Below are 20,247 nucleotides of genomic sequence, written 5' to 3' on the forward strand. Positions count from 1 at the left end.
TGGCCGCGGCCGGTCGCCTGTCGGGGCCGTCCTGCCGAGACCGCCGCCCGGCCATGGAACCAGTCGGGCCCCGGCGGGTTTATCGCCGTGTCCCCTGAAGGCCCCGGGTAGCGCGAACTGCCCGGGGCTGTTTCGTTGAGGCCCAGCGGTTCACAGCCAGCGGGTATGGCGGAACCAGCCGTAGAGGCCGCTGCACAGCACCGCGATCACCCCCAGCACCACGAAGTAGCCGTAGCGCGTGTGCAGTTCGGGCATGTTCTCGAAATTCATGCCGTAGATCCCGGCGATGGCGGTCGGCACCGCGAGGATCGCCGCCCAGGAGGCGAGCTGGCGGGTGATCGTGCCCTGGCGCTGCGATTCCAGCAGGTGGCTGACTTCGAAGACCGATGTGAGCACTTCGCGCAGGTTCGCCACCATCGATTCCACGCGCTTCACATGGTCCAGCACGTCGCCGAAGTAGGGGCGCACCGCCGCATCGAGGAACGGCATCTCGAGGTGGACCAGCTTGCTGCACACTTCGCCCATCGGCCCCAGCACGCGCTGGAAACGGATCAGTTCGCGGCGCAGCGCGAACAGGTGCATGACCTGCTCGCGGCCCAGAAAAGCGTCGAGCGCGCGCCGTTCGATCTCCAGCACGTCCTCCTCGATGGTCTCGACGATCGGCAGGTAGCCGTCGACGATGAAGTCGAGGATCGCGTGGAGCACATAGTCCACCCCGTGCTGCAGCAGCGTCGGCGCCGCCTCCAGCTGGGCGCGCAGTTCGGTGTGCGCGCGGGCCGAGCCGTGGCGCACCGAGATCACGTGATGCTGGCCCACGAACATCGCGGTCTCGCCGTAGACGATGGTGTCGTTTTCGAGATGCGCGGTGCGCGCGACAACAAACAGCTGGTCGCCGTAGACGTCCACCTTGGGCAGCTGATGCGCCTTCAGCGCGTCTTCCACCGCCAGCGGGTGCAGGCCGTACGTCTTCTGCACGGCGCGCAGTTCGGCCTCGCTGGGTTCGTGCAGGCCGATCCACACGAAGTCGTTGTCCTGGGGCATGGGCGGGCAGCTTTCGAGCGAGACGGGCTCGGCCGAGCGGCCATTGTGGTAGAGCTGGGCGGCGATGACGGTCATTTCTGGTCCCGGCAGAGGGGCTTGGCGGGCGACATTAGCGGCACGTCGGGGCGGGGGACAACTGCGGTGCGGTGGGCGGAGTGGAGAAGTGCCCGGCCGGGAAGGGCTGCTGACGGCCCCTTGCGGACTTTTGCACGGGCTGACACGTTCAGCGGCGCATGGATGAAAACTGGATCTCGACTATAGTGTGGACTGTCGTGAGCACGCTGGGTGGAGCGATCGTCGCAATCATACTCAACAGGCACGCGGCGGGGCGAAGCCGCTCGCTGCGTACTGTGATCGCAACGGCTTCGGCCTTGCTGCCAACCCCGGTGGTGACGGCTGTAGTCCTTCTTTCGTCCGGAGATCCTCTATCTTTGATCTTGTCGATGTCGCCAGATGAGTTCCTGTTTCCATTCGCCTTCCAGCTTGTGATTAGCTTGGCGATTGCGCTGCCTGTGTCATGGCTGATCAGTAAGCACGAACCTGATCAGATGCATGGAACCGGAGTGTTCGAATAGAACTGCGCATGCCCCCTTCCCACCCAAAGCAGACCTTTCCGCCCGCTCAGCATGAGCGGGGTGGGGGCATGGCCTTGCCCGCCATCCTTGTTCTCCTGTCGCCGCCGTTTACGGCGCCGTTTCCAGTTCCGCCTGCCTGTCCGCCGCCGCAGGCGCAGCCGCTGTGCCCGCCGGTCCCGCATTGACGCGGCCGGTGCGTTCCAGTTTGCCCCAGCCGATGCCCTTGCCGGCAAAGGCGGCGCCCACCGCGCGGATCACCACGCTGTACATCAGCTGGCGGTAGATGAAGCGCTGGGCCAGCAGCAGGAAGGGACGGAACCGCTCCTTGCGCGGGTCGAGGCGGTAGGCGACCCAGCCGCAGGCAAGGTCCACCAGCGTGAAGCCCAGCCAGTAGGCGCCCATGCGCAGCACGTCGGTCTGGGTCTGGGCCCAGCCGTGCTGCGAGATGCGCAGCGCCGTGCCGCCGATCGAGATCAGCAGGGCAAGGTCGATGGCGGGCGAGATCACCGCAAAGACGATCTGGAACAGCCAGGCCTGCGGCATGCCGATGAAGGCGAGGCCCGAGGGGCGGCCCTTCCTCAGCGTGCCGCGGTGCTTCCACAGGCACTGGAGGGTGCCGAACGACCAGCGGAAGCGCTGCTTCGACAGCGCGTGGAAGCTCTCCGGCGCCTCGGTCCAGGCCACCGCGTCCTCGTCGTAGGCGACCTTCCAGCCCTTGCGCTGGATGGCGATGGTGAGGTCCTGATCCTCGGCCAGGGTGTCTTCGGGATAGCCGCCGACATCGTCCAGCGCTTCGCGGCGCCAGGCCCCGACCGCGCCGGGCACCACCATGATCGCGTCGAGCTTGGTCAGCGCGCGGCGTTCGAGGTTCTGCGCGGTCACATATTCCACGCCCTGCCAGCGGGTGACGAGGTTGACGCGGTTGCCGACCTTGGCATTGCCCGCCACCGCGCCGATGGCGGGATCGGCGAACCAGCGCACGAGGCGGGAGATCGTCTCCACCTCGAACTGGGTATCGGCGTCGAGCGCGACGACGATCTCGCCCCGTGCCTGCAGGAGCGCGCGGTTGAGCGCGGCGGCCTTGCCCCCGTTGACCAGCGTCAGCAGCTCGACGCGCGGATTGCTGGCAAAGGCGCCGGACACGATGGCGCTGGTGCGGTCCTTCGAACCGTCGTCGGCCACGATCACCTGCAAGTGGCGATAGTCGCTCTCCAGCACCCGGCGCACCGAGGCCTCGATCACGCGCTCCTCGTTGTAGGCGGGGATGATGACGGTGACGAGCGGCTGGCAGGTGTCCTCGGGTGCCTCGACCGGCCGCGGGCGGCGCAGCATGGCGGCGAGCGAGGCGAGGCCCACCGAGCGCAGCACGCCGAGCGAGATGGCAAAGAAGAAGGTCCAGTTGAGCCCGGCGAGGATCGCCGCCAGCACCGCGAAAAGGGCGATGTCGGCGCGCACGGCGGCGAGGTTGACGCCGTCCACCTTGGGCATGACCTGGTCGTGGGTCAGCCCCGCCAGCTTCGAGGTCGGCACGAAAGTATAGCCGTCGGCGCGCAGGCGCTGGATGATGACCGGCAGCGCCTCCACCGTCTGCGAACGGTCGCCGCCGCCGTCGTGCAGCAGGATCACGTTCTCGCTGCGGTCGGGGCTGGCCGATTCCACCTGCGCGATGGTGCTGTCGATGATGTGCTGGACGCCGGGGCGCTGCCAGTCGTCGGGATCGACGTGAAGGCCGACCACGGTGTAGCCGTGCTCCTGCGCGACAACGGCGGGGACCAGTTCGTCGGCGGTGGTCGGCTCGGCGTCGCCGAAGTAGGGCGCGCGGAACAGGCGGATCGAATGGCCGGTGGTGGCCTCGATCAGGCGCTGGGTGGCGTTCAGTTCCAGCCCGATCCCGGTGGCGGCTTCCTCGGCCATGTTGGGGTGGGTGTAGCTGTGGTTGCCGATCTCGTCGCCGTCGTCGGCGATGCGCTTGACGAGGTCGCGGTTGGTCAGCGCGTTCTCGCCGACCATGAAGAAGGTGCCGGGGACGTGGTACTGTTCGAGGATCGCGAGGATCCTGGGCGTCCAGGTCGGGTCCGGGCCGTCGTCGAAGGTCAGCGAGACCTGCTTGGGAAGCGCGCCGGTGCGCTTGACCACGTAAGGCGTGGGCAGGACCTGATAGGTTTCCGAAGTCACCATGCCGCTGGCCTTGTCGAAGGCGACGGCGCGGCTGCCGTCTTGCGGGGTGGCAGTGACGCGCAGGATCTCGCCCTGGCCCTCGACGTCGACGTTGGCGGCCTGCACCAGCGGCTTGAGGTTGGGCAGCTGGCCGCCGTTATGCCAGGCCTTGACCGCGCTCCAGAAGCCGGGGTCTTCCGAACCGAGGCGCCACAGGGCGATATCGCCGACGCCGAGGCGCGAGAGGATCTTCATCTGGTTCCAGGTGGCGGCCGCGTCCAGTATCCACACGTCGTGGCGGCTGCCGTCGACATAGGAGAAGCCGGTGTTGCCGCTCATCGGATCGTATTGCGGGGTCGTGCCGCTGTCATGCGCGGAGAGCCAGGCCTCCTCGACGGTGAGGGCATCGGCCTTGCCGTCGTGCCAGTCGTAGGCGTATTCGCCCAGCGCCACGATCGCCTTGCCGCGCGGCAGGCCCGCCAGCGCGTGCTGGAGCTTCTGCACGAACCACGGGTTCGAGGCGATCGGGCCGGGGGTGCCGCCCTGCCAGTGCTCGTCATAGGCCATCAGCACCAGCCGGTCGGCGGCCTGCGCGAAGGCGCGGGTCGACCAGTCGGGGTTGTCCATCGGCATGGTGACCGAGACGAGGCGGTGGGTGGGCGTGAGCTGCGCGCGCAGTTCGGAAAGGAACAGGCGCAGGCTCGGCAGGCTGGCGGCGGGCATCGTCTCGAAGTCGACCATGACGCCGGCGGCCTTGGTCTTGTCGAGATAGGCGAGGGTCTGCGCTTCCAGCGCATGGCGGCGCGCGGGATTGGCGAGCAGGGCGGCGGTCTGCGGGCCCTGCCAGTCGCCGTCGAGAGTGTTCTGCAGCACCGGCATCACCAGCGGGCGGTGCAGGGCGGTGGCGACGATGCGCTCGAAGCGCGCATCGGTTTCCACCTTCAGCGCGCCGCTGGCATCGACGGAAAGATTGGCCGGGGCGACCCAGTCCAGCCGGTCGATATGGCGCTGGAGCGAGGTGGCGCTATCGTCGTTCCACGGGGTGTAGAAGCCCACGGTGATCGGCTTGGCGTTCGGGGTAGGGGCAGGCGCGGCGGCGCGGCCGAACAGGAACTTGCGGGCGCTGCGGGTCAGGTGGCCGATCTGCGCGCGGAAGGGCAGCGGCTGGGCATGCTCGTAGGCGATCGGCAGCGGCGGCGGCGCGGGCACGGTGGCCACGGTGGTCGCGAAGACGGCGGATGCGGCCAGCGCCAGCACCAGCATGAAAAACCCGAACCTGCGGACACGGACGCGGCGGTTTCCGGTGGGGTCGAAGAAGATCGGTGCAGACACGGCCAGTCTCGCAAGTTTCCCTCGAAAGGGGCCGGGCGGCTGGGGGAAGCCGCCCGGTTTCAGGTTTTATGGAGGTGCGATCCGGGAACCAGGGGCAATGACGAGGGTGCGACTGTCAGACTGAGGTTCCCGGATCGCAGGGTCCTTTTGCCCGAGCGGGGATGGAGCGGCGGTGGAGGCGAGGTTACAAAAGATTCATGTGTTCTGAAAAATCCGCCGAGGGCGGATTTTGCGGCACCGGCCCGCTCCCCCACCCGACCTCCCAGATTCTACCCCGTAGGGGAGGTCGGGTGGGGGAGCGGGCCGGTGCCGCAAAGGGACCCCGCTGTGCGTATCCAAGGGTGCAATTCCCCCTCTGCCCCGCTATCGCTGCCGCATTACCCCCTCGGGCCTTCAGCGCCCGGGGGGTCTTGCGCCCCGCCGCCGGACTCCAGAAACGGTTCCCGGTCGGTCTGGACGAAACCACGGAGAGATACCCAGTGACCACGCGTTTGACGTTCCGGGCGGGGCTGGCCGGCCTGCTGCTGGCGACGACCGCTTTTGCCCCTTCCGCCGTTTATGCGGCCGAGCCCCAGAAGAGTGCGCCCGCCATGCAGAACAGCCTGACATTCGAACGCGTTTTCGCCAGCCCCTCGCTCGACGGCCCGGCCCCGCGCGAGGTGAAGATCTCGCCCGACGGCCGCTGGCTGACCTTGCTGCGCAACCGCAGCGACGACCGCGAGCGCTACGACCTGTGGGGCTACGAGCGCGAGACCGGCGAATGGCGGATGCTGGTCGATTCGCTCAAGCTCGGCTCGGGCCGCGAGCTGTCCGAGGCGGAGAAGATGCAGCGCGAGCGCAAGCGCGTCGGCAGCCTTAAAGGGATTGTCAGCTACAGCTGGAGCAAGGACGGCAAGGCGATCCTGGTGCCCCTCGACGGCGATCTCTGGCTCGCCACCCTCGACGGTTCGGTGCGCCGCCTGACCGATTCGCCCGAGGACGAGCTCAACGCCGCGCTCAGCCCCAAGGGCCGCTACGTCTCGTTCGTGCGCGACCAGCGGCTCTATGTCGGCCCGCTGTCGGGCGAGGCGCCCAAGCCGGTGACGCCTGAGGAATCCGCGAAAACCGTCCATTGGGGCGAGGCGGAATTCGTCGCCCAGGAAGAAATGGACCGCTTCGCGGGCTACTGGTGGAGCCCGGAGGAAAGCCGCATCGCGGTGGAGCGCTTCGACGAGGCGCCGGTCGGCGTCGTCACCCGCGCCGCGATCGGCGCGGAAGGCACCAAGGTCTTCGAGCAGCGCTATCCCGCCGCCGGCACCCCCAACGCGCTGGTCTCGCTGCACCTGATGAACCCCGATGGTTCGGGGCTGGTGAAGGTCGACCTCGGCAGCGATCCCGACATCTACCTTGCCCGCGTGGACTGGGCGCCCGACGGCCGCACGCTCTACGTCCAGCGCGAGGACCGCGCGCAGAGCCGGATCGACATGCTCGCGGTCGATCCCGCCACCGGCAGGAGCCGGGTGCTGTTCACCGAGAACGCCCCCAAGGGAAGCTGGGTAAACCTCTCCAGCAATTACCGTTTCCTCAAGGACGGCAGCCTCGTCTGGTGGTCCGAGCGGGACGGTTTCGGCCACCTTTACCGGTTCAGGGACGGCAAGTTCAGCCAGCTGACTTCGGGTCGCTGGGTCGTCACCGGCCTGGTCGGCGTGGATGAGGCGAAAGGGCGCATCTACTTCACCGGCACCAGGGACAGCGTGCTGGCCCCGCAGCTCTACGCGCTCGATCTCGCCAGGCCGGGCACGCCGGAGCGCCTGACCGACCCCGGCTTCGTCAATGCCGCCGTCGCCAGCGCGGATGCGACCCTGTTCTACGTCACCCGCTCTTCCTCCACGCAGCCCGCGCAGAGCTATGTCGCTGACGGCAGCGGCAAGCGCCTCGCCTGGGTGGAAGAGAACCGCGTCGAGGGCGCACACCCTTACGCGCCCTATCTGGCCGCGCACCGCGAAACCACGTTCGGCACGATCAAGGCCGATGACGGCTCCGACCTGCACTGGCTGATGATCACGCCGAAGATGGAGCCGGGCAAGCACTACCCGGTGTTCTTCGAACACTACGGCGGCCCCCACGCGCAGACGGTCTCGAAAGGCTGGCTGGGCGCGCTGCCGCAGGCGATCGTGGCGAAGGGCTACATCTACTTCCGCCTCGACAACCGCGGCAGCGCCAATCGCGGCGTCGCCTTCGAAAGCCAGATCCGCAACGCCATGGGCACGGTGGAAGTGGCCGACCAGCGCGCGGGCGCGAAGTACCTGAAGTCGCTGCCTTTCGTCGATCCGGCCAAGATCGCGACTTACGGCTGGTCCTATGGCGGCTACATGACGCTGAAGATGCTGGAGAGCGATCCCGGCCTCTATGCGGCGGGCATCTCGGGCGCGCCGGTGACCAAGTGGGAACTCTACGACACCAGCTATACCGAGCGTTACCTCGGCGATCCGCGCCAGCAGCCGGAGGTCTACCGCGCGGCGGATGCCATCGAGAACGCCCCGAAGATCGCCGATCCGCTGCTGCTGATGCACGGCATGGCCGATGACAACGTGGTGTTCGAGAACAGCACTGCCCTGATCGCGAAGATGCAGGCCTCGTCCACCCAGTTCGAGATGATGCTCTATCCGGGCCAGACCCATTCGGCGGTGCGCGGCAGCACCGCGCGGCACGTCTGGGAGACGATCTTTGCCTTCCTCGGCCGCCACGGTGTGAAGCCGGAGTAAACCCATGAAGTCCGCACGCCTCCTGGGCGGTGCGTGCGGACTTCATGCTCGTGTCCGATCGCAGCGCTACATTGCGGACACCTAAGGGTTATTGCGCGGAACCACGCTTCTGATAGGGGATTCGCGACCCCGGACGGGACCGGGGCAAAGGCTGCAAGGACGCAGGCACGGGGCAATGGTGGAAGAAGACATCGGTCTGGCGGCGGAGGCGCGCACCTATCGCGCCTTCCTGAGCTATAGCCATGCCGACGAGCATTTTGCCCGCAAGCTGCACCGCTGGCTCGAATCCTACCGCATTCCGGCAAGACTGGTCGGCACGGAGACCGCGCTGGGCACGGTGCCGCCGCGCCTCACCCCGATCTTCCGTGACCGCGCCGAGCTGCCCGCCGCCACCAGCCTCGACCGCGAGGTGCGCCTGGCGCTCTCGCAGTCCGAGGCGCTGCTGGTGCTGTGTTCGCCTGCCGCCCGGGCCTCGCGCTGGGTCGGCGCCGAGATCGCGCTGTTCCGCAGCCTCCACCCGAACCGCCCGATCATCGCCGCGCTGGTGGAAGGCGAGCCCGAGCACAGTTTTCCCGATGCCCTGCTCGAAGCCGATGCCGAGGGCGTGGTGCACGAACCCATCGCCGCCGACTTCCGCGGCGATGCCGACGGGCCCAGGCTCGCGCGGCTGAAAATCGTCGCGGGCTTGTCGGGTGTCGCACTAGACCAGATAATTCAACGCGATGCGCAAAGGCAATTGCGCCGCGTGATCGCCATCACGCTCCTGACCGTGCTGCTTACGCTATCGATGGCGCTGATGCTGGTCTTTGCGCTGCGCGCGCAGATGGAAGCCCAGCGCCAGCGCCAGCAGGCAGAAGGACTGATCGAATTCATGCTGACGGACCTGCGGCAGAAACTGGAAGGCGTGGGCCGCCTCGACGTGCTGCAGACGGTCAACCAGCGCGCGCTGGGCTATTATGCCGACCAGCCCGATCTCAAGGACCTGCCGGCGGCCTCGCTCGACCGGCGCGCGCGCATTCTCCACGCCATGGGCGAGGACGATCACAAGCGCGGCGACGTGGCGGGGGCGCTGGCCAAGTTCAACGAGGCCCACCGTGTCACCGGGGCGCTGCTCGATGCCGACCCCGAGGATCCGGAGCGGGTCTTTGCCCATGCCCAGAGCGAGTACTGGCTCGGCTACGTCGACTTCATCCGCTATCGCTACGCGGCGGCGCTGCCGCGTTTCGAGGCCTATCGCGATCTGGCCCGGCGCCTCGTGCAGCTGCGCCCCGGCAACCGCGAATACTGGCGCGAGCTGGGCTATGCCCAGGGCAACATCTGTTCGCTGGCCGTCGCCCATGGCGCCGACGTTGCGCACAACGTTGCGCATCAGGGCCCGCAGGCCGGGCTCGGCGAATGCCGCCGCGCGCTCGAGACGATGCAGAAGGTTGACAGCATGAAGCCCGGCGATGCCGGCGTGCGCGAGGACATCGCCAACCGCCACGGCTGGCTGGCCGATGCCCTGCGCGCCGAGGGCCGCGACCGCGAGGCGCTGGAGCAGCGCGGCGCGCAGGCGGCAATCGTGCAGGAACTGCTGCGCGAGGATCCGAAGAACGTCAGCTACCTGGTGGACTGGATGCTGGTGCGGTACTCGACCTCGGAACTGCTGCGCGCGCTGGGCGAGGGCACGCGCGCCGAGGCGATGCGGCGGGAGGCTCTTTCCGACGTCGATCGGCTGATCGCGTCCGACCCGGAAAACAATGACTGGCGCGTCTGGCGGCGCAAGTTCGGCGGTCGGCCGAACTGAATTCCACGAAGGGGAACCTCATGTCGACTCTGGATTACACCCAATACGGCCTCGCACCCTGGCTCGTCACCGAGGACAAGACCGAGGACTGGAACGCGACCGCGCCGATCGTCTTCAACGTGGTGCTGGGCACCAACGGCCAGTCGGTGGTGCTGGAATACCAGCTGCCGGACTATCCGGATCAGGACTATATCTCGGTGACCTGCAACTCGACCATCCAGATCAACCTGGTCAGCGACCAGCTGTTCTTCTCGAAGGAATTCGAGGGCATCACCACCAAGGAGCCGCTCTCCTCGTTCTACGGCGGTGTCGAGTACTGCAACTACGACAAGGAGTTCGGCCGCTACAAGACGGTGCTGTTCAAGGCGCGCTTCAACAAGGGCGGCAAGCTGGGCACCTGCCACCGCTTCAACGTCAACGTCGACCTGCTGCAATATACCTCGGCGGGCGAGCCGACCTGGATCGGCCTTGCCATCGATCCCGACATCAAGAACCCGCCCCCGCAGGACTGAAACGGCGATCCGGGGCCGCTGTCCCGGATCCCGCCGACCCCTCTGGTACGCAGATAGAACGAGTAGAACCCGTGACCCTTCCTCTTCTTGCCCGCATCCGGCAGATTGCGCGCTCCGGCGACGTGCTGCGGGCGTGGCGGCTGTTCGAAGGGGCCGGGCTGCTCGAATCGCGCGATGCCGGTGCGCTCAGTCTCAAGGGACGATTGCTCAAGGATCGCGGCCTCGGGGCCGCGGGGCCCGAGCGCGGCGAATTGCTGGAGCAGGCCCAGGAGGCCTACCTGCAGGCGGCGGGCGGCCGCCGCGCGACCTATCCGCTGATCAATGCGGCCACCATCGCCCTGCTCAACGGCAAGCCGGCACAAGCCCAGGGCCTCGCCAGGCAGGTGCTCGAAGTGCTGGACAGCGGCGAGCATGAGCCGGAAACCCGTTACTGGCTGGGTGCGACGGCGGCGGAAGCGCGGCTGCTGCTGGGCGATGCCCGCGGCGCCCGGATCGCGCTCGAACAGGCGGTCAAGGCCGCGCCCGACGCCTGGGAGGACCAGGCCGCCACCTTGCGGCAGTTCCAGCAGGTCCTCGAATGGACCGGCGCCCCGTTCGGCCTGTTCGACCATCTGCGCCCGCCCGCCAGCCTCTATTTCAGCGGCATCATCGGCCTGCCGACGGACATCGCCCGGTTGCGCAAGGAGATCTCCACCCTGCTCGACCGGGTGCGTCCGGGCGCGGTGTTCGGCGCGCTGGCGGCGGGGTCCGACATCGTCATTGCCGAACTGGCACTGGCGGCAGGGGCGCAGCTCCATGCGGTGCTGCCGACCTCGGTCGAGGCGTTTCGCGCGGTCTCGGTCGAACAGTTCGGCGGCGACTGGCCGGAGCGGTTCGACCGGCTGATCGAGGCGGCCGAATCGGTGGAAGTGTTGTCCGGGCCGGGGCGGCTCTCGGCCGCGGCGATCCATCTCGGGGCGCAAGTGGCGATGGGGCTGGCGATCCGCCGCGCCCGCGTGCTGGCGACCAGCGCGGTGGCCTATCACGTCGGCCGGGCGTTCAACGAGCAGTCGGCGGCCGAAGTCGAATGGCGGCGGCAGGGGCGGCAGTTCCACGAACTGGTGCTCGACCAGATCCCGCCGACCCGGGGCGAGGAACTCGATCCCGGCGTCAACCGCGCGGTGCTGGCCGTGCTGGGGCCGGTGCCGGACTATTGCGACCTGACTTTCGTGACCCGCACGGCGGTGCACGAGGGCTTTTCGCTGTTGCAGTTCGACGATCCGGTCGCGGCGATGGACCAGGGCGCGGCCATCCTGCGGCTGGCGCCGGACAGCCGGCTGGGGCTGGACTATGCGCCCTTCGCGCCCGGTCAGGACCTGGTCGAGATCGGCAGCGCCGCCATCATGCTGGCCCGTGCCACCACCGAGGGCAGCATCTGCGCGCACTGGCCGCAGATCGCGGTGCTGGAACTGCTGGCGCCGCGCTACCGCTTCGAGACGGCGGGCGAGATCGTGACCGTGCGCGGCGATTTCCCGATCGGGCTGTTCTGCCTCGATTCGCAGGGCTGAGGCGAATTTTGCCGGAGAGGCTCTCTCCGCCGCTCAGCTGATCATCTCGCGCAGCATGCGGGGAGCCAGGATCACCAGTTCGCGCTCGTCGCGGCTGATGACGCCGCGGCGGATCAGCGCGGCGATCGCGCGCGAGGCGGTTTCGCGCGTGGTATTGGCGCAGAGCGCCAGCATCGTGACCTTGGGGGGCGGGGCGATGCGGTCGGCCTCGCCGGCCAGCGCCAGCAGTTCGGCATAGACCCGCCCCGCGGCGGTATAAGTGGTGCGGGCCATCATCCGGTCGAGCGCGCGGTCGAGCTGGCGTGCGAGCAGGCGGGCCATGCCCGCGCCAATCTGCGCGTCGACGGCGACCAGCGCGGCGATCCGGCGGGCTTCGGCGCGCAGCAGCACGGTCTCCAGCAGCGTGGCGATCTCGGCACGGTGGACCGTCGGGCTGGGGTAGGCGCCGAAGAATTCGCCGGGGCCATATTGGGCCAGCTGCTGGCGCTGGCCCTCGACGCCGTAAGCCTCGATGCGCACGCCGCCCTCGATCACCAGCCAGCAGTCGTGCGATTCCTCGCCCTGGCGCGCGAGGACTTCCCGCGCCGCCAGCCGCTGCACCGCCAGGACCTTGCCCAGCGCTTCCGCGGGAGCGCGGTCGCACCGGAAGATGGTCGCGATGATTTCGATCTTCTCGTCGGAATCCAAAAACTGACGCCCCATGACCGCGCGCCGATGCACTGTCGATGCCTCGAAACGCAAGGAGGCGCTTAACCGATTTTTACCGTGCTGCGGAAGAGCCAAGGCGATCTAAGCGGCTGTTTCGCAATGTTCAGCCCGGCCGGATCGGTCCTGCGATGGCGGGGCGGGGGCGGGGCGGGCGCTGCCAGCGGCGCCGGACTGGCGCCGGAAATGGCGCCGCTGGCGGCTCCCCGATTCTCTTGCCTGCGTGATCTTGGTCACGCGGGAACGCTTTCGGGAGGAGTAGCAAGGCCTCGCGACCCGAAGGCGGCTCTGAAAGGAGCAGCCACATCACTAAGCCCGGAAACCTCGTGTTTCCGGGCTTCTTTTCGCGCCGCGCCGGACGGCTACCCGCCCCGCGCCTGCCTCAGAGCAGGTCCTTGAGCGGTGTTCCCGCATCGGCCAGCACCTCGGCGGCGGGCGACGCGCCGGCTTCCACCAGCTTGCGGCCCTGCACGTAGTCCTTGACCATGTTCACGCAGTCGAGCGCGACGACCTTGCCTTGCTTGAGGTAGACCACCGAGAACGCGCGGGCGGCCACGTCGCCGCGCACCACCGTCTGGTCGAAGCCCAGGTTGATGCCCGCCGTCTGTAGCCGCAAGTCGTACTGGTTCGACCAGAACCACGGGAAGGCCTTGTAGGGCTTTGCGTCCTCGCCGGTCCCGGCGCCGCAGATCGCCTTGGCGACGCAGGTCGCCATGTCGTTGGCGTTCTGCACCGATTCGACCCGCATCACGGTGCCGCCGGCAAAGTCGCAGGCAAAGGCCGCGCAGTCGCCGATCGCGTAGATGTCCGGCAGCGAGGTGCGGCAGTATTCGTCCACATCGACGCCGTTCGCGCCCGCAGCGCCCGCCAGGATCAGCGGCGCCACCGCCGGAACGATGCCGATGCCCACGATCACCGCCTCGGCGGGCACGACTTCGCCGCCCGCGAGGCGCACGCCGGTGACGCGGTGATGGTCGCCCTCGAGCGCTTCCACGGCCACCCCGGTGCGCAGATCGACACCGTGGGCGCGGTGTTCGGCCTGGTAGAAGGCGGAAAGTTCCTCGCCCGCCACGCGGGCCAGCACGCGCGGCAGCGCTTCGAGCAGCGTCACCTTGAGCCCGAGCTTCGAGAGCACCGCCGCCGCTTCCAGGCCGATGTAGCCGCCGCCGATGACGACCACGTTTTTCGTGCCCGCGTCGACTTCCGCCATGAGCGTGTCACAATCCTCGCGGGTACGCACCGCGTGGATGCCCGCGAGGTCGGCGCCCGCGCAGGAGAGCCGGCGCGGATCGCCGCCGGTCGCCCAGACCAGCGTGCCGTAGCCGAAGGTCTCGCCGTTCGAGAGCGTGAGCGCGTGCGCCGCGGGATCGACCGCGGTGACTTCGGTGCCCAGCTTGAAGGCGATCTCCTTCTCGGCCCAGAACGTCGGCGGGCGGATGTAGAGGCGGTCGAAGGTCTTCTCCCGCGCGAAATATTCCTTGGAGAGCGGCGGGCGCTCATAAGGATATTCCGGCTCGCGGCCGATCACCGTGACGGTTCCGGTAAAACCGTTCTGGCGCAGGGCAATGGCGCACTGCGCACCGCCGTGGCCGGCTCCCACGATAACGACGTCCGACTGGCTCATGAGGGGTTCCGTTCGGGCAACTTCATCTCTCCGTGAATTTCTGGAATGGAACAATCTTGCTTGGAGAGCGTGTCTCATGGCATTCGGCGAAAAGGGCAAGAGCGAATGCGGCTTCCGCCCATTGATGATGCAGTTTCATGACAGCAATCACCCGCAGGTATCTATCCGTGCCGGGATCAAGCTGTTAGTCCCCTGATTCTCGAAACCACATAGGGTCGGCCGGTCCACTTTCCGCGCATCGCGCATTCCTGGCTGCGGGCTCTCAACGAAAACATCACCGGGGACAGGCGATCTGGCCGGCGAGCCTTGTGCGAAAGCGCAGGGCCGCCCGGCGTTTGGAGTATTCGATGCTGGGAATTGTCAAGACCGCGCTGCATCGCCCGCTGACGTTCATCGTCATGGCCATCCTGATCGCGCTGGGCGGCCTGATCGCCGCCTTCCGCACTCCGGTCGACATCTTCCCGGATATCAAGATCCCGGTCATCGCCGTCGCCTGGACCTATTCCGGCCTGTCCCCGCAGGACATGTCCGACCGCATGGTGACGCCTTACGAGCGTATCCTGACCACCACGGTCAACGACATCGAACATATCGAAAGCCAGTCCTTCCAGGGCATGGGCGTGGTGAAGATCTACTTCCAGCCCGGCGTCGACATCCGCACCGCCACCGCGCAGGTCACCTCGGTGTCGCAGACGGTGCTCAGGCAGATGCCGCCGGGCGTGAACCCGCCGCTGATCCTGAACTATTCCGCCTCCACCGTGCCGATCCTCCAGCTGGCCCTGTCCGGCAAGGGTCTGTCGGAACAGCAGCTGTTCGACATCGGCCAGAACCAGGTCCGCACCGGCCTCGTCACCATTCCCGGCCTTGCCATGCCCTATCCCTCGGGCGGCAAGCAGCGCCAGGTGCAGGTCGACCTCAACCCCGACGCCCTGCAGGCCCGCGGCCTTTCCGCGCAGGACGTCGGCACCGCCATCGCCGCGCAAAACCAGATCAACCCGGCCGGTTTCGTCAAGATCGGCCCGGCGCAGTACACCGTGCGCCTGAACAACACCCCCGGCTCGATCGAGGCGCTGAACGACCTGCCGGTGAAGGTGGTCAACGGCGCGACGATCTACATGCGCGACGTTGCCTTCGTGCGCGACGGCAGCGCCCAGCAGCAGAACGTGGTGCACGTGCAGGGCAGCCGCTCGGTGCTGCTGACCGTGCTCAAGAACGGCGCCACCTCTACCCTTGCGGTGGTGGACGGCGTGAAAAACGCGCTGCCCCGGATCACCTCGACCCTGCCGGACAGCCTCAAGGTGCTGCCGGTGGGCGACCAGTCGCTGTTCGTGAAGGCCGCCGTTTCGGGCGTGATCCACGAAGGCGCGATGGCCGCCGCGCTGACCTCGATGATGATCCTGCTGTTCCTCGGCTCCTGGCGCTCCACCGTCATCATCGCCGTCTCGATCCCGCTCGCCGTGCTGGCCGCCGTGGCCGCGCTCGCCGTGTTCGGGCAGACGATGAACGTGATGACGCTGGGCGGCCTCGCCCTCGCGGTCGGCATCCTGGTCGACGACGCGACGGTGACGATCGAGAACATCAACTGGCATCTGGAGCAGGGCAAGGGCGTGATGGAGGCGATCCTCGACGGCGCCGCCCAGATCGTCACCCCGGCCTTCGTCTCGCTGCTGTGCATCTGCATCGTCTTTGTGCCGATGTTTTTCCTGCCGGGCGTCGCGGGCTATCTGTTCGTGCCGATGGCGCTTTCGGTGGTCTTCGCGATGATCGCCTCGTTCATCCTGTCGCGCACCCTGGTGCCGACCATGGCGATGTACCTGCTGAAGCCCCACACCCCGCACGGCGAGAACCACCACAACGCCGGCACCCCGGAATCGCGCAATCCCTTCGTGCGCTTCCAGCGCGGGTTCGAGACGCAGTTCGAGAAGATCCGCAGCGGCTACCTCGGCATGCTGGCCCGCGCGCTGCGGTCGCGTAAGCCGTTCATGCTGGGCTTCCTGGCAGTCGTCGTGCTCTCGTTCGGCCTGCTGCCGCTGCTTGGCAGCAACTTCTTCCCGGCGGTGGACTCGGGCCAGATCGCCATGCACGTCCGCGTGCCGGTGGGTACCCGCATCGACGAATCCGCCCGCAATTTCGAGCAGATCACCGCCGAGGTCCGCAAGATCATCCCGGCCGCCGAAGTGAAGTCGATCACCGACAACATCGGCCTGCCGGTCAGCTCGATCAACACCGTCTACAACAACTCGGGCACCATCGGCCCGCAGGACGGCGACATGCTGATCACGCTGGAGGAAGGCCACGAGCCGACCGAAGGCTACGTGAACCAGCTGCGCCGCGAACTGCCGCGCCGCTTCCCCGGCACCCAGTTCGCGTTCCTCCCCGCCGACATCACCAGCCAGATCCTGAACTTCGGTTCGCCGTCGCCGATCGACGTGCAGATCTCCGGCAAGAACGCCGCCGCCTCGCGCGAATTCGCGCACAAGCTGATGGTCAAGCTGGCCAAGGTGCCCGGCCTTGCGGACCTGCGCATCCAGCAGCCGCAGAACTCGCCGCAGATCGACGTCGACGTGGACCGTTCGCGCGTGGGCCAGTACGGCCTCACCGAGCGCGACGTGACCACCAGCCTCGGCAACTCGCTGGCGGGCACTTCGCAGACCGCGCCGGTGTTCTTCGTGAACCCCGACAACGGCGTGCAGTACCCGGTGGTCGCGCAGGCGCCCGACTATGCCATCGATTCGATGAGCAAGCTGGCCAACCTGCCGGTTTCCGGCGCAGCAGCAGGGCGTCCGCAGCCGCTCGGCGCACTGGCCACGCTCACCCGGTCGAGCACCGCGCCGATCGTCTCGCACTACAACATCGCCCCGGTGCTCGACATCTACGGCACCCCGCAGGGCCGCGATCTCGGCGCCGTGGCGGGGGACGTGCAGAAGGCGATCGACTCGCTCAAGGCCGAAGTGCCCAAGGGCGCCAGCGTCACCATTCGCGGCCAGTACCAGACGATGAACACCGCCTTCTCCGGCCTTGGCTGGGGCCTGCTGGGCGCGGTCGTGCTGATCTACCTGCTGATCGTGGTGAACTTCCAGTCGTGGCTGGACCCGTTCATCATCATCACCGCGCTGCCCGCCGCGCTTGCCGGCATCGTCTGGATGCTGTTCGCGACGGGGACCACGCTTTCGGTCCCGGCCCTGACCGGCGCGATCATGTGCATGGGCGTGGCCACCGCCAACTCGATCCTGGTCGTCAGCTTCGCCCGCGAAAAGCTGGCCGAGCTGGGCGATCCGGTGAAGGCGGCGATGGAAGCCGGTCTCGTCCGCTTCCGCCCGGTGCTGATGACCGCGCTGGCCATGATCATCGGCATGGGCCCGATGGCGCTCGGCCTCGGCGAAGGCGGCGAGCAGAACGCGCCGCTCGGCCGCGCCGTGATCGGCGGCCTTGTCTGCGCCACCATCGCCACGCTGTTCTTCGTTCCCACCGTCTTCGCTTTCTTCCATAGCCGTCGCAAGCACCATGAAGCGCCCTCCGAAGCTCTTCCCGAAGCAGAGGCCGCCCATGCTTGATCCCCAGATGCACCAGACTCCCGAGGCCCCCATGGACAACGACACTCCCACCGGTCCCAGCAGCCGCACCCTGAAGCGGGTGGGCATCGGCGCGGCCATCGTCGCCCTGGCCGTGGTCGCCGTGGGCACCGCCAGCCGCATGCACGCGACGAGCGAACTGAAGAGCGCGGCCGAGGATTCGGCGCTGCCCACCGTGGCGCTGGCCGTGCCCAAGACGGCGGCGGGCGAGGGCGGTCTGACCCTGCCCGGCACCGCGCAGGCGTGGAACAGCGCGGCGATCAACGCGCGTACCAACGGCTATGTCAGCAAGTGGCTGGCCGACATCGGCGACCATGTGCGGGCCGGCCAGCCGCTCGCCATTCTCGACGCGCCGGAAATCGAGCAGCAGCTGGCGCAGGCCAAGGCCGACTACCAGACCGCGCTCGCCAACCAGCGCCTTGCCGCCACCACCGCCAGGCGCTGGAGCGCGATGCTGGCCAAGGATGCCGTCTCGCAGCAGGAAGTGGACGAGAAGGCGGGCGACCTTGCCGCCAAGACCGCGCTCGCCAATGCGGCGCTGGCCCAGGTGCGCGAGCTTCAGGCCCAGCACGGCTTCACCCAGCTTTCCGCGCCCTTCGCGGGCGTCGTCACCAGCCGCTCGGCGCAGATCGGCGCGCTGGTCACGGCCGGCAATGCCGCCGCGCAGCCGCTGTTCACCGTGTCCGACGTGCACAAGATGCGCGTCTATGTCCGCGTGCCGCAGATCTATTCGGCGCTGGTCAACCCCGGCGTCACCGTTGCGCTCAGCCTGCCGGAATATCCGGGCCGCTCGTTCCCGGGAACGGTGACCCGCAGCGCCGGCGCGGTCGATGCGCAGTCGGGCGCGGTGCTGGTCGAAGTGCAGGCGGACAACAACGACGGCGCGCTGAAGCCGGGCGCCTTCGTGCAGGCCCACTTCGACGTCGACGCCACGCTCAAGGGCGTGACCCTGCCGGGCAGCGCCGTGCTCTACACCGACAAGGGCCCGAGCGTGGCCGTGCTGGGCGCAGGCAACACGGTCACCGTCCGCCCGATCACCATCGCGCGCGATCAGGGCAAGTCGGTGATCGTCTCGGTGGGCGTCAACCTTGGCGACCGCGTGGTGGATTCGCCGCCGGACTCGATCCGCACCGGCGACCGCGTGCAGGTGCAGAGCGCCGCCGATGCCGCCCCGGCAAAGGGCGCCACGCATGGTTAAGCGGGTCGCCCTCACTGCGCTTGCGGCAGCGCTGCTGGGCGGCTGTTCGATGGCCCCCAGGTACACGCCGCCGGCGGCCAGCCTCCCCGCCGCGCCCGAGCAGTTCGCCGAAATGCAGGGCTGGGCCCCCGCCGCCCCGCAGGACGCTGCCCTGCGCGGCGCGTGGTGGACGATGTTCGGCGATCCCGTGCTGGACGACCTCGAAACCAGGGCCGAGGCCGCCAGCCCGACCCTGGCCGCCGCGCTCGCCCGCTACGATCAGGCGCGCGGCGCCGCCGGGGTGGCGACCTCCGAACTCTTCCCCGAGATCGGCGTCAACGGTTCCGCCGCCCGCTCGCGCGTGTCGGCCGGGCGCCCGCTCTCCTCGGGCTCCTCGGCGACCTACGACAACTACATCGTCGGCGGCAGCCTGTCCTACGAACTCGACCTCTGGGGCCGGGTGCGCAACAGCGTGAAGGCGGGCAGGGCCGAGGCCGATGCCTCCGCCGGCGATCTCGCCTCGGCGCGCCTCAGCCTGCAGGCCGCCGTTGCCGACGCCTACTTGCGCCTGCGCGGGCTCGACGCCCAGGCCCAGCTGCTCGACCGCTCGGTGGACGCCTTCCAGCGTGCCTACCAGCTGACCGAGACGCGCCACGAAGGCGGAATCTCCTCCGGCATCGACGTCAACCGCGCCCGCACCGTCCTTGCCAATGCCCGCGCCCAAGTGGCCTCCATCGCCAACCAGCGCGCGCAGACCGAGCACGAACTGGCCGCGCTGACCGGCGCCGTCGCCTCGGACTTCCACGTCGCCGCGGCGGCGCCCGCCTTCGACGTGCCCAGCCTTGCAGTGGATACCCCCTCGACGCTGCTCCAGCGCCGGCCCGACATCGCCGCCGCCGAACGCCGCGTCTATGCCGCCAACGCCCGCATCGGCGTGGCCCGCGCGGCCTGGTTCCCGACCATCGGCCTCGGCGGATCGGGCGGATGGCAGACCACCCACGGCAACCTCCTGAGCGCTCCCAATTCGATGTGGTCGCTCGGCCCCCTCTCGGCGCTGCTCACCGTGTTCGACGGCGGCGCCCGCCGCTCGCAAGTGAAGATCTCGCGCGGCGAATACGACGAGGCCGCCGCCGACTACCGCACCACCGTGCTCGGCGCCTTCCGCGAAGTGGAAGATTCGATCGCGGCCATGCGCCAGCTCGAAACGCAGGGCAAAGCGCAGCAGGAAGCCGCCGCCGCCGCCCAGCGCACCAGCGAGATCGCCATGTCCCGCTACCGCGACGGCGCCTCGGACTACCTCGACGTGGTGACCGCCCAGACCGACGCCCTCGACGCCCAGCGCTCCGCCATCGCCGTGGAGACCGAACGCATGCGCGCGGCGGTGGACTATGTGAAGGCGATTGGCGGGCCTTCGGAGGCCAAGGGGTAAGAAGGGATAGAGCAGGGGAGCATAGCCCCCCTGCACCCCCATTACC

The 20,247-nt window shown here is 68.3% G+C and carries 12 protein-coding genes; 8 read left to right on the forward strand and 4 right to left on the reverse strand.

The features are described 5' to 3' along the window. Positions 1-150: 150 nt before the first annotated feature. Positions 151-1,116: a magnesium and cobalt transport protein CorA gene (locus CA833_RS11530; RefSeq protein WP_207078118.1), complete on the reverse strand. Its 966-nt coding sequence runs from the start codon at positions 1,114-1,116 to the stop codon at positions 151-153. A 197-nt stretch (positions 1,117-1,313) separates the two neighbouring features. Here CA833_RS11530 and CA833_RS11535 point away from each other — a divergent pair, with 197 nt between their 5' ends. After that, positions 1,314-1,616 carry a hypothetical protein gene (locus CA833_RS11535; protein WP_207078119.1) on the forward strand — a complete coding sequence of 101 codons (303 nt, stop codon included), beginning with the start codon at positions 1,314-1,316 and terminating at the stop codon, positions 1,614-1,616. Between the two features lie 108 nt (positions 1,617-1,724). Here the strand turns inward: CA833_RS11535 and CA833_RS11540 are convergent, their stop codons facing one another. Beyond that, positions 1,725-5,105, reverse strand: a complete 3,381-nt coding sequence (locus CA833_RS11540; protein ID WP_207078120.1) for a glycosyltransferase — start codon at positions 5,103-5,105, stop codon at positions 1,725-1,727. A 479-nt stretch (positions 5,106-5,584) separates the two neighbouring features. Here CA833_RS11540 and CA833_RS11545 point away from each other — a divergent pair, with 479 nt between their 5' ends. The 4 genes from CA833_RS11545 (at position 5,585) to CA833_RS11560 (ending at position 11,694) form a co-directional block, all read left to right on the forward strand. Then, positions 5,585-7,849, forward strand: coding sequence for a S9 family peptidase (locus tag CA833_RS11545; protein WP_242526047.1), 2,265 nt, complete (start codon positions 5,585-5,587; stop codon positions 7,847-7,849). A gap of 175 nt (positions 7,850-8,024) precedes the next feature. Next, positions 8,025-9,635 (forward strand): toll/interleukin-1 receptor domain-containing protein, encoded by a 1,611-nt coding sequence (locus tag CA833_RS11550; protein WP_207078121.1) that lies wholly within the window; start codon positions 8,025-8,027, stop codon positions 9,633-9,635. A gap of 20 nt (positions 9,636-9,655) precedes the next feature. Continuing rightward, positions 9,656-10,147 carry a nucleotide synthetase gene (locus CA833_RS11555; RefSeq protein WP_142635151.1) on the forward strand — a complete coding sequence of 164 codons (492 nt, stop codon included), beginning with the start codon at positions 9,656-9,658 and terminating at the stop codon, positions 10,145-10,147. Positions 10,148-10,218: 71 nt separating this feature from the next. Then, positions 10,219-11,694 (forward strand): tetratricopeptide repeat-containing protein, encoded by a 1,476-nt coding sequence (locus CA833_RS11560; protein ID WP_207078122.1) that lies wholly within the window; start codon positions 10,219-10,221, stop codon positions 11,692-11,694. A gap of 33 nt (positions 11,695-11,727) precedes the next feature. Here the strand turns inward: CA833_RS11560 and CA833_RS11565 are convergent, their stop codons facing one another. Further along, complete coding sequence (locus tag CA833_RS11565; protein WP_242526048.1) at positions 11,728-12,396, reverse strand: Crp/Fnr family transcriptional regulator; 669 nt, start codon at positions 12,394-12,396, stop codon at positions 11,728-11,730. 385 nt (positions 12,397-12,781) lie between these two features. After that, complete coding sequence (locus CA833_RS11570; protein WP_142635147.1) at positions 12,782-14,023, reverse strand: NAD(P)/FAD-dependent oxidoreductase; 1,242 nt, start codon at positions 14,021-14,023, stop codon at positions 12,782-12,784. 347 nt (positions 14,024-14,370) lie between these two features. Between CA833_RS11570 and CA833_RS11575 the strand changes: the two genes are divergently transcribed. Genes CA833_RS11575 through CA833_RS11585 form a run of 3 tightly spaced genes read left to right on the forward strand, consistent with a single transcriptional unit; the run spans position 14,371 to position 20,201 of the window. After that, complete coding sequence (locus CA833_RS11575) at positions 14,371-17,577, forward strand: efflux RND transporter permease subunit (RefSeq protein ID WP_207078123.1); 3,207 nt, start codon at positions 14,371-14,373, stop codon at positions 17,575-17,577. Positions 17,578-17,608: 31 nt separating this feature from the next. Continuing rightward, complete coding sequence (locus CA833_RS11580; protein ID WP_242526049.1) at positions 17,609-18,793, forward strand: efflux RND transporter periplasmic adaptor subunit; 1,185 nt, start codon at positions 17,609-17,611, stop codon at positions 18,791-18,793. Further along, a complete protein-coding gene (locus tag CA833_RS11585) occupies positions 18,786-20,201 on the forward strand; it encodes an efflux transporter outer membrane subunit (protein WP_207078125.1) in 1,416 nt (471 codons plus the stop codon). The genes CA833_RS11580 and CA833_RS11585 overlap by 8 nt, the downstream gene beginning before the upstream one ends. The last annotated feature ends 46 nt before the right edge of the window (positions 20,202-20,247 follow it).

The organism is Novosphingobium sp. KA1, from assembly GCF_017309955.1.
Classification (GTDB): domain Bacteria; phylum Pseudomonadota; class Alphaproteobacteria; order Sphingomonadales; family Sphingomonadaceae; genus Novosphingobium.

Excerpts from the sequence above, each read along its gene's own strand:
- CA833_RS11530 (WP_207078118.1), bottom strand. The coding sequence starts at position 1,116 with ATGACCGTCATCGCCGCCCAGCTCTACCACAATGGCCGCTCGGCCGAG.
- CA833_RS11550 (WP_207078121.1), top strand. The coding sequence starts at position 8,025 with ATGGTGGAAGAAGACATCGGTCTGGCGGCGGAGGCGCGCACCTATCGC.
- CA833_RS11555 (WP_142635151.1), top strand. The coding sequence starts at position 9,656 with ATGTCGACTCTGGATTACACCCAATACGGCCTCGCACCCTGGCTCGTC.
- CA833_RS11565 (WP_242526048.1), bottom strand. The coding sequence starts at position 12,396 with ATGGGGCGTCAGTTTTTGGATTCCGACGAGAAGATCGAAATCATCGCG.
- CA833_RS11570 (WP_142635147.1), bottom strand. The coding sequence starts at position 14,023 with ATGAGCCAGTCGGACGTCGTTATCGTGGGAGCCGGCCACGGCGGTGCG.
- CA833_RS11575 (WP_207078123.1), top strand. The coding sequence starts at position 14,371 with ATGCTGGGAATTGTCAAGACCGCGCTGCATCGCCCGCTGACGTTCATC.
- CA833_RS11580 (WP_242526049.1), top strand. The coding sequence starts at position 17,609 with ATGGACAACGACACTCCCACCGGTCCCAGCAGCCGCACCCTGAAGCGG.
- CA833_RS11585 (WP_207078125.1), top strand. The coding sequence starts at position 18,786 with ATGGTTAAGCGGGTCGCCCTCACTGCGCTTGCGGCAGCGCTGCTGGGC.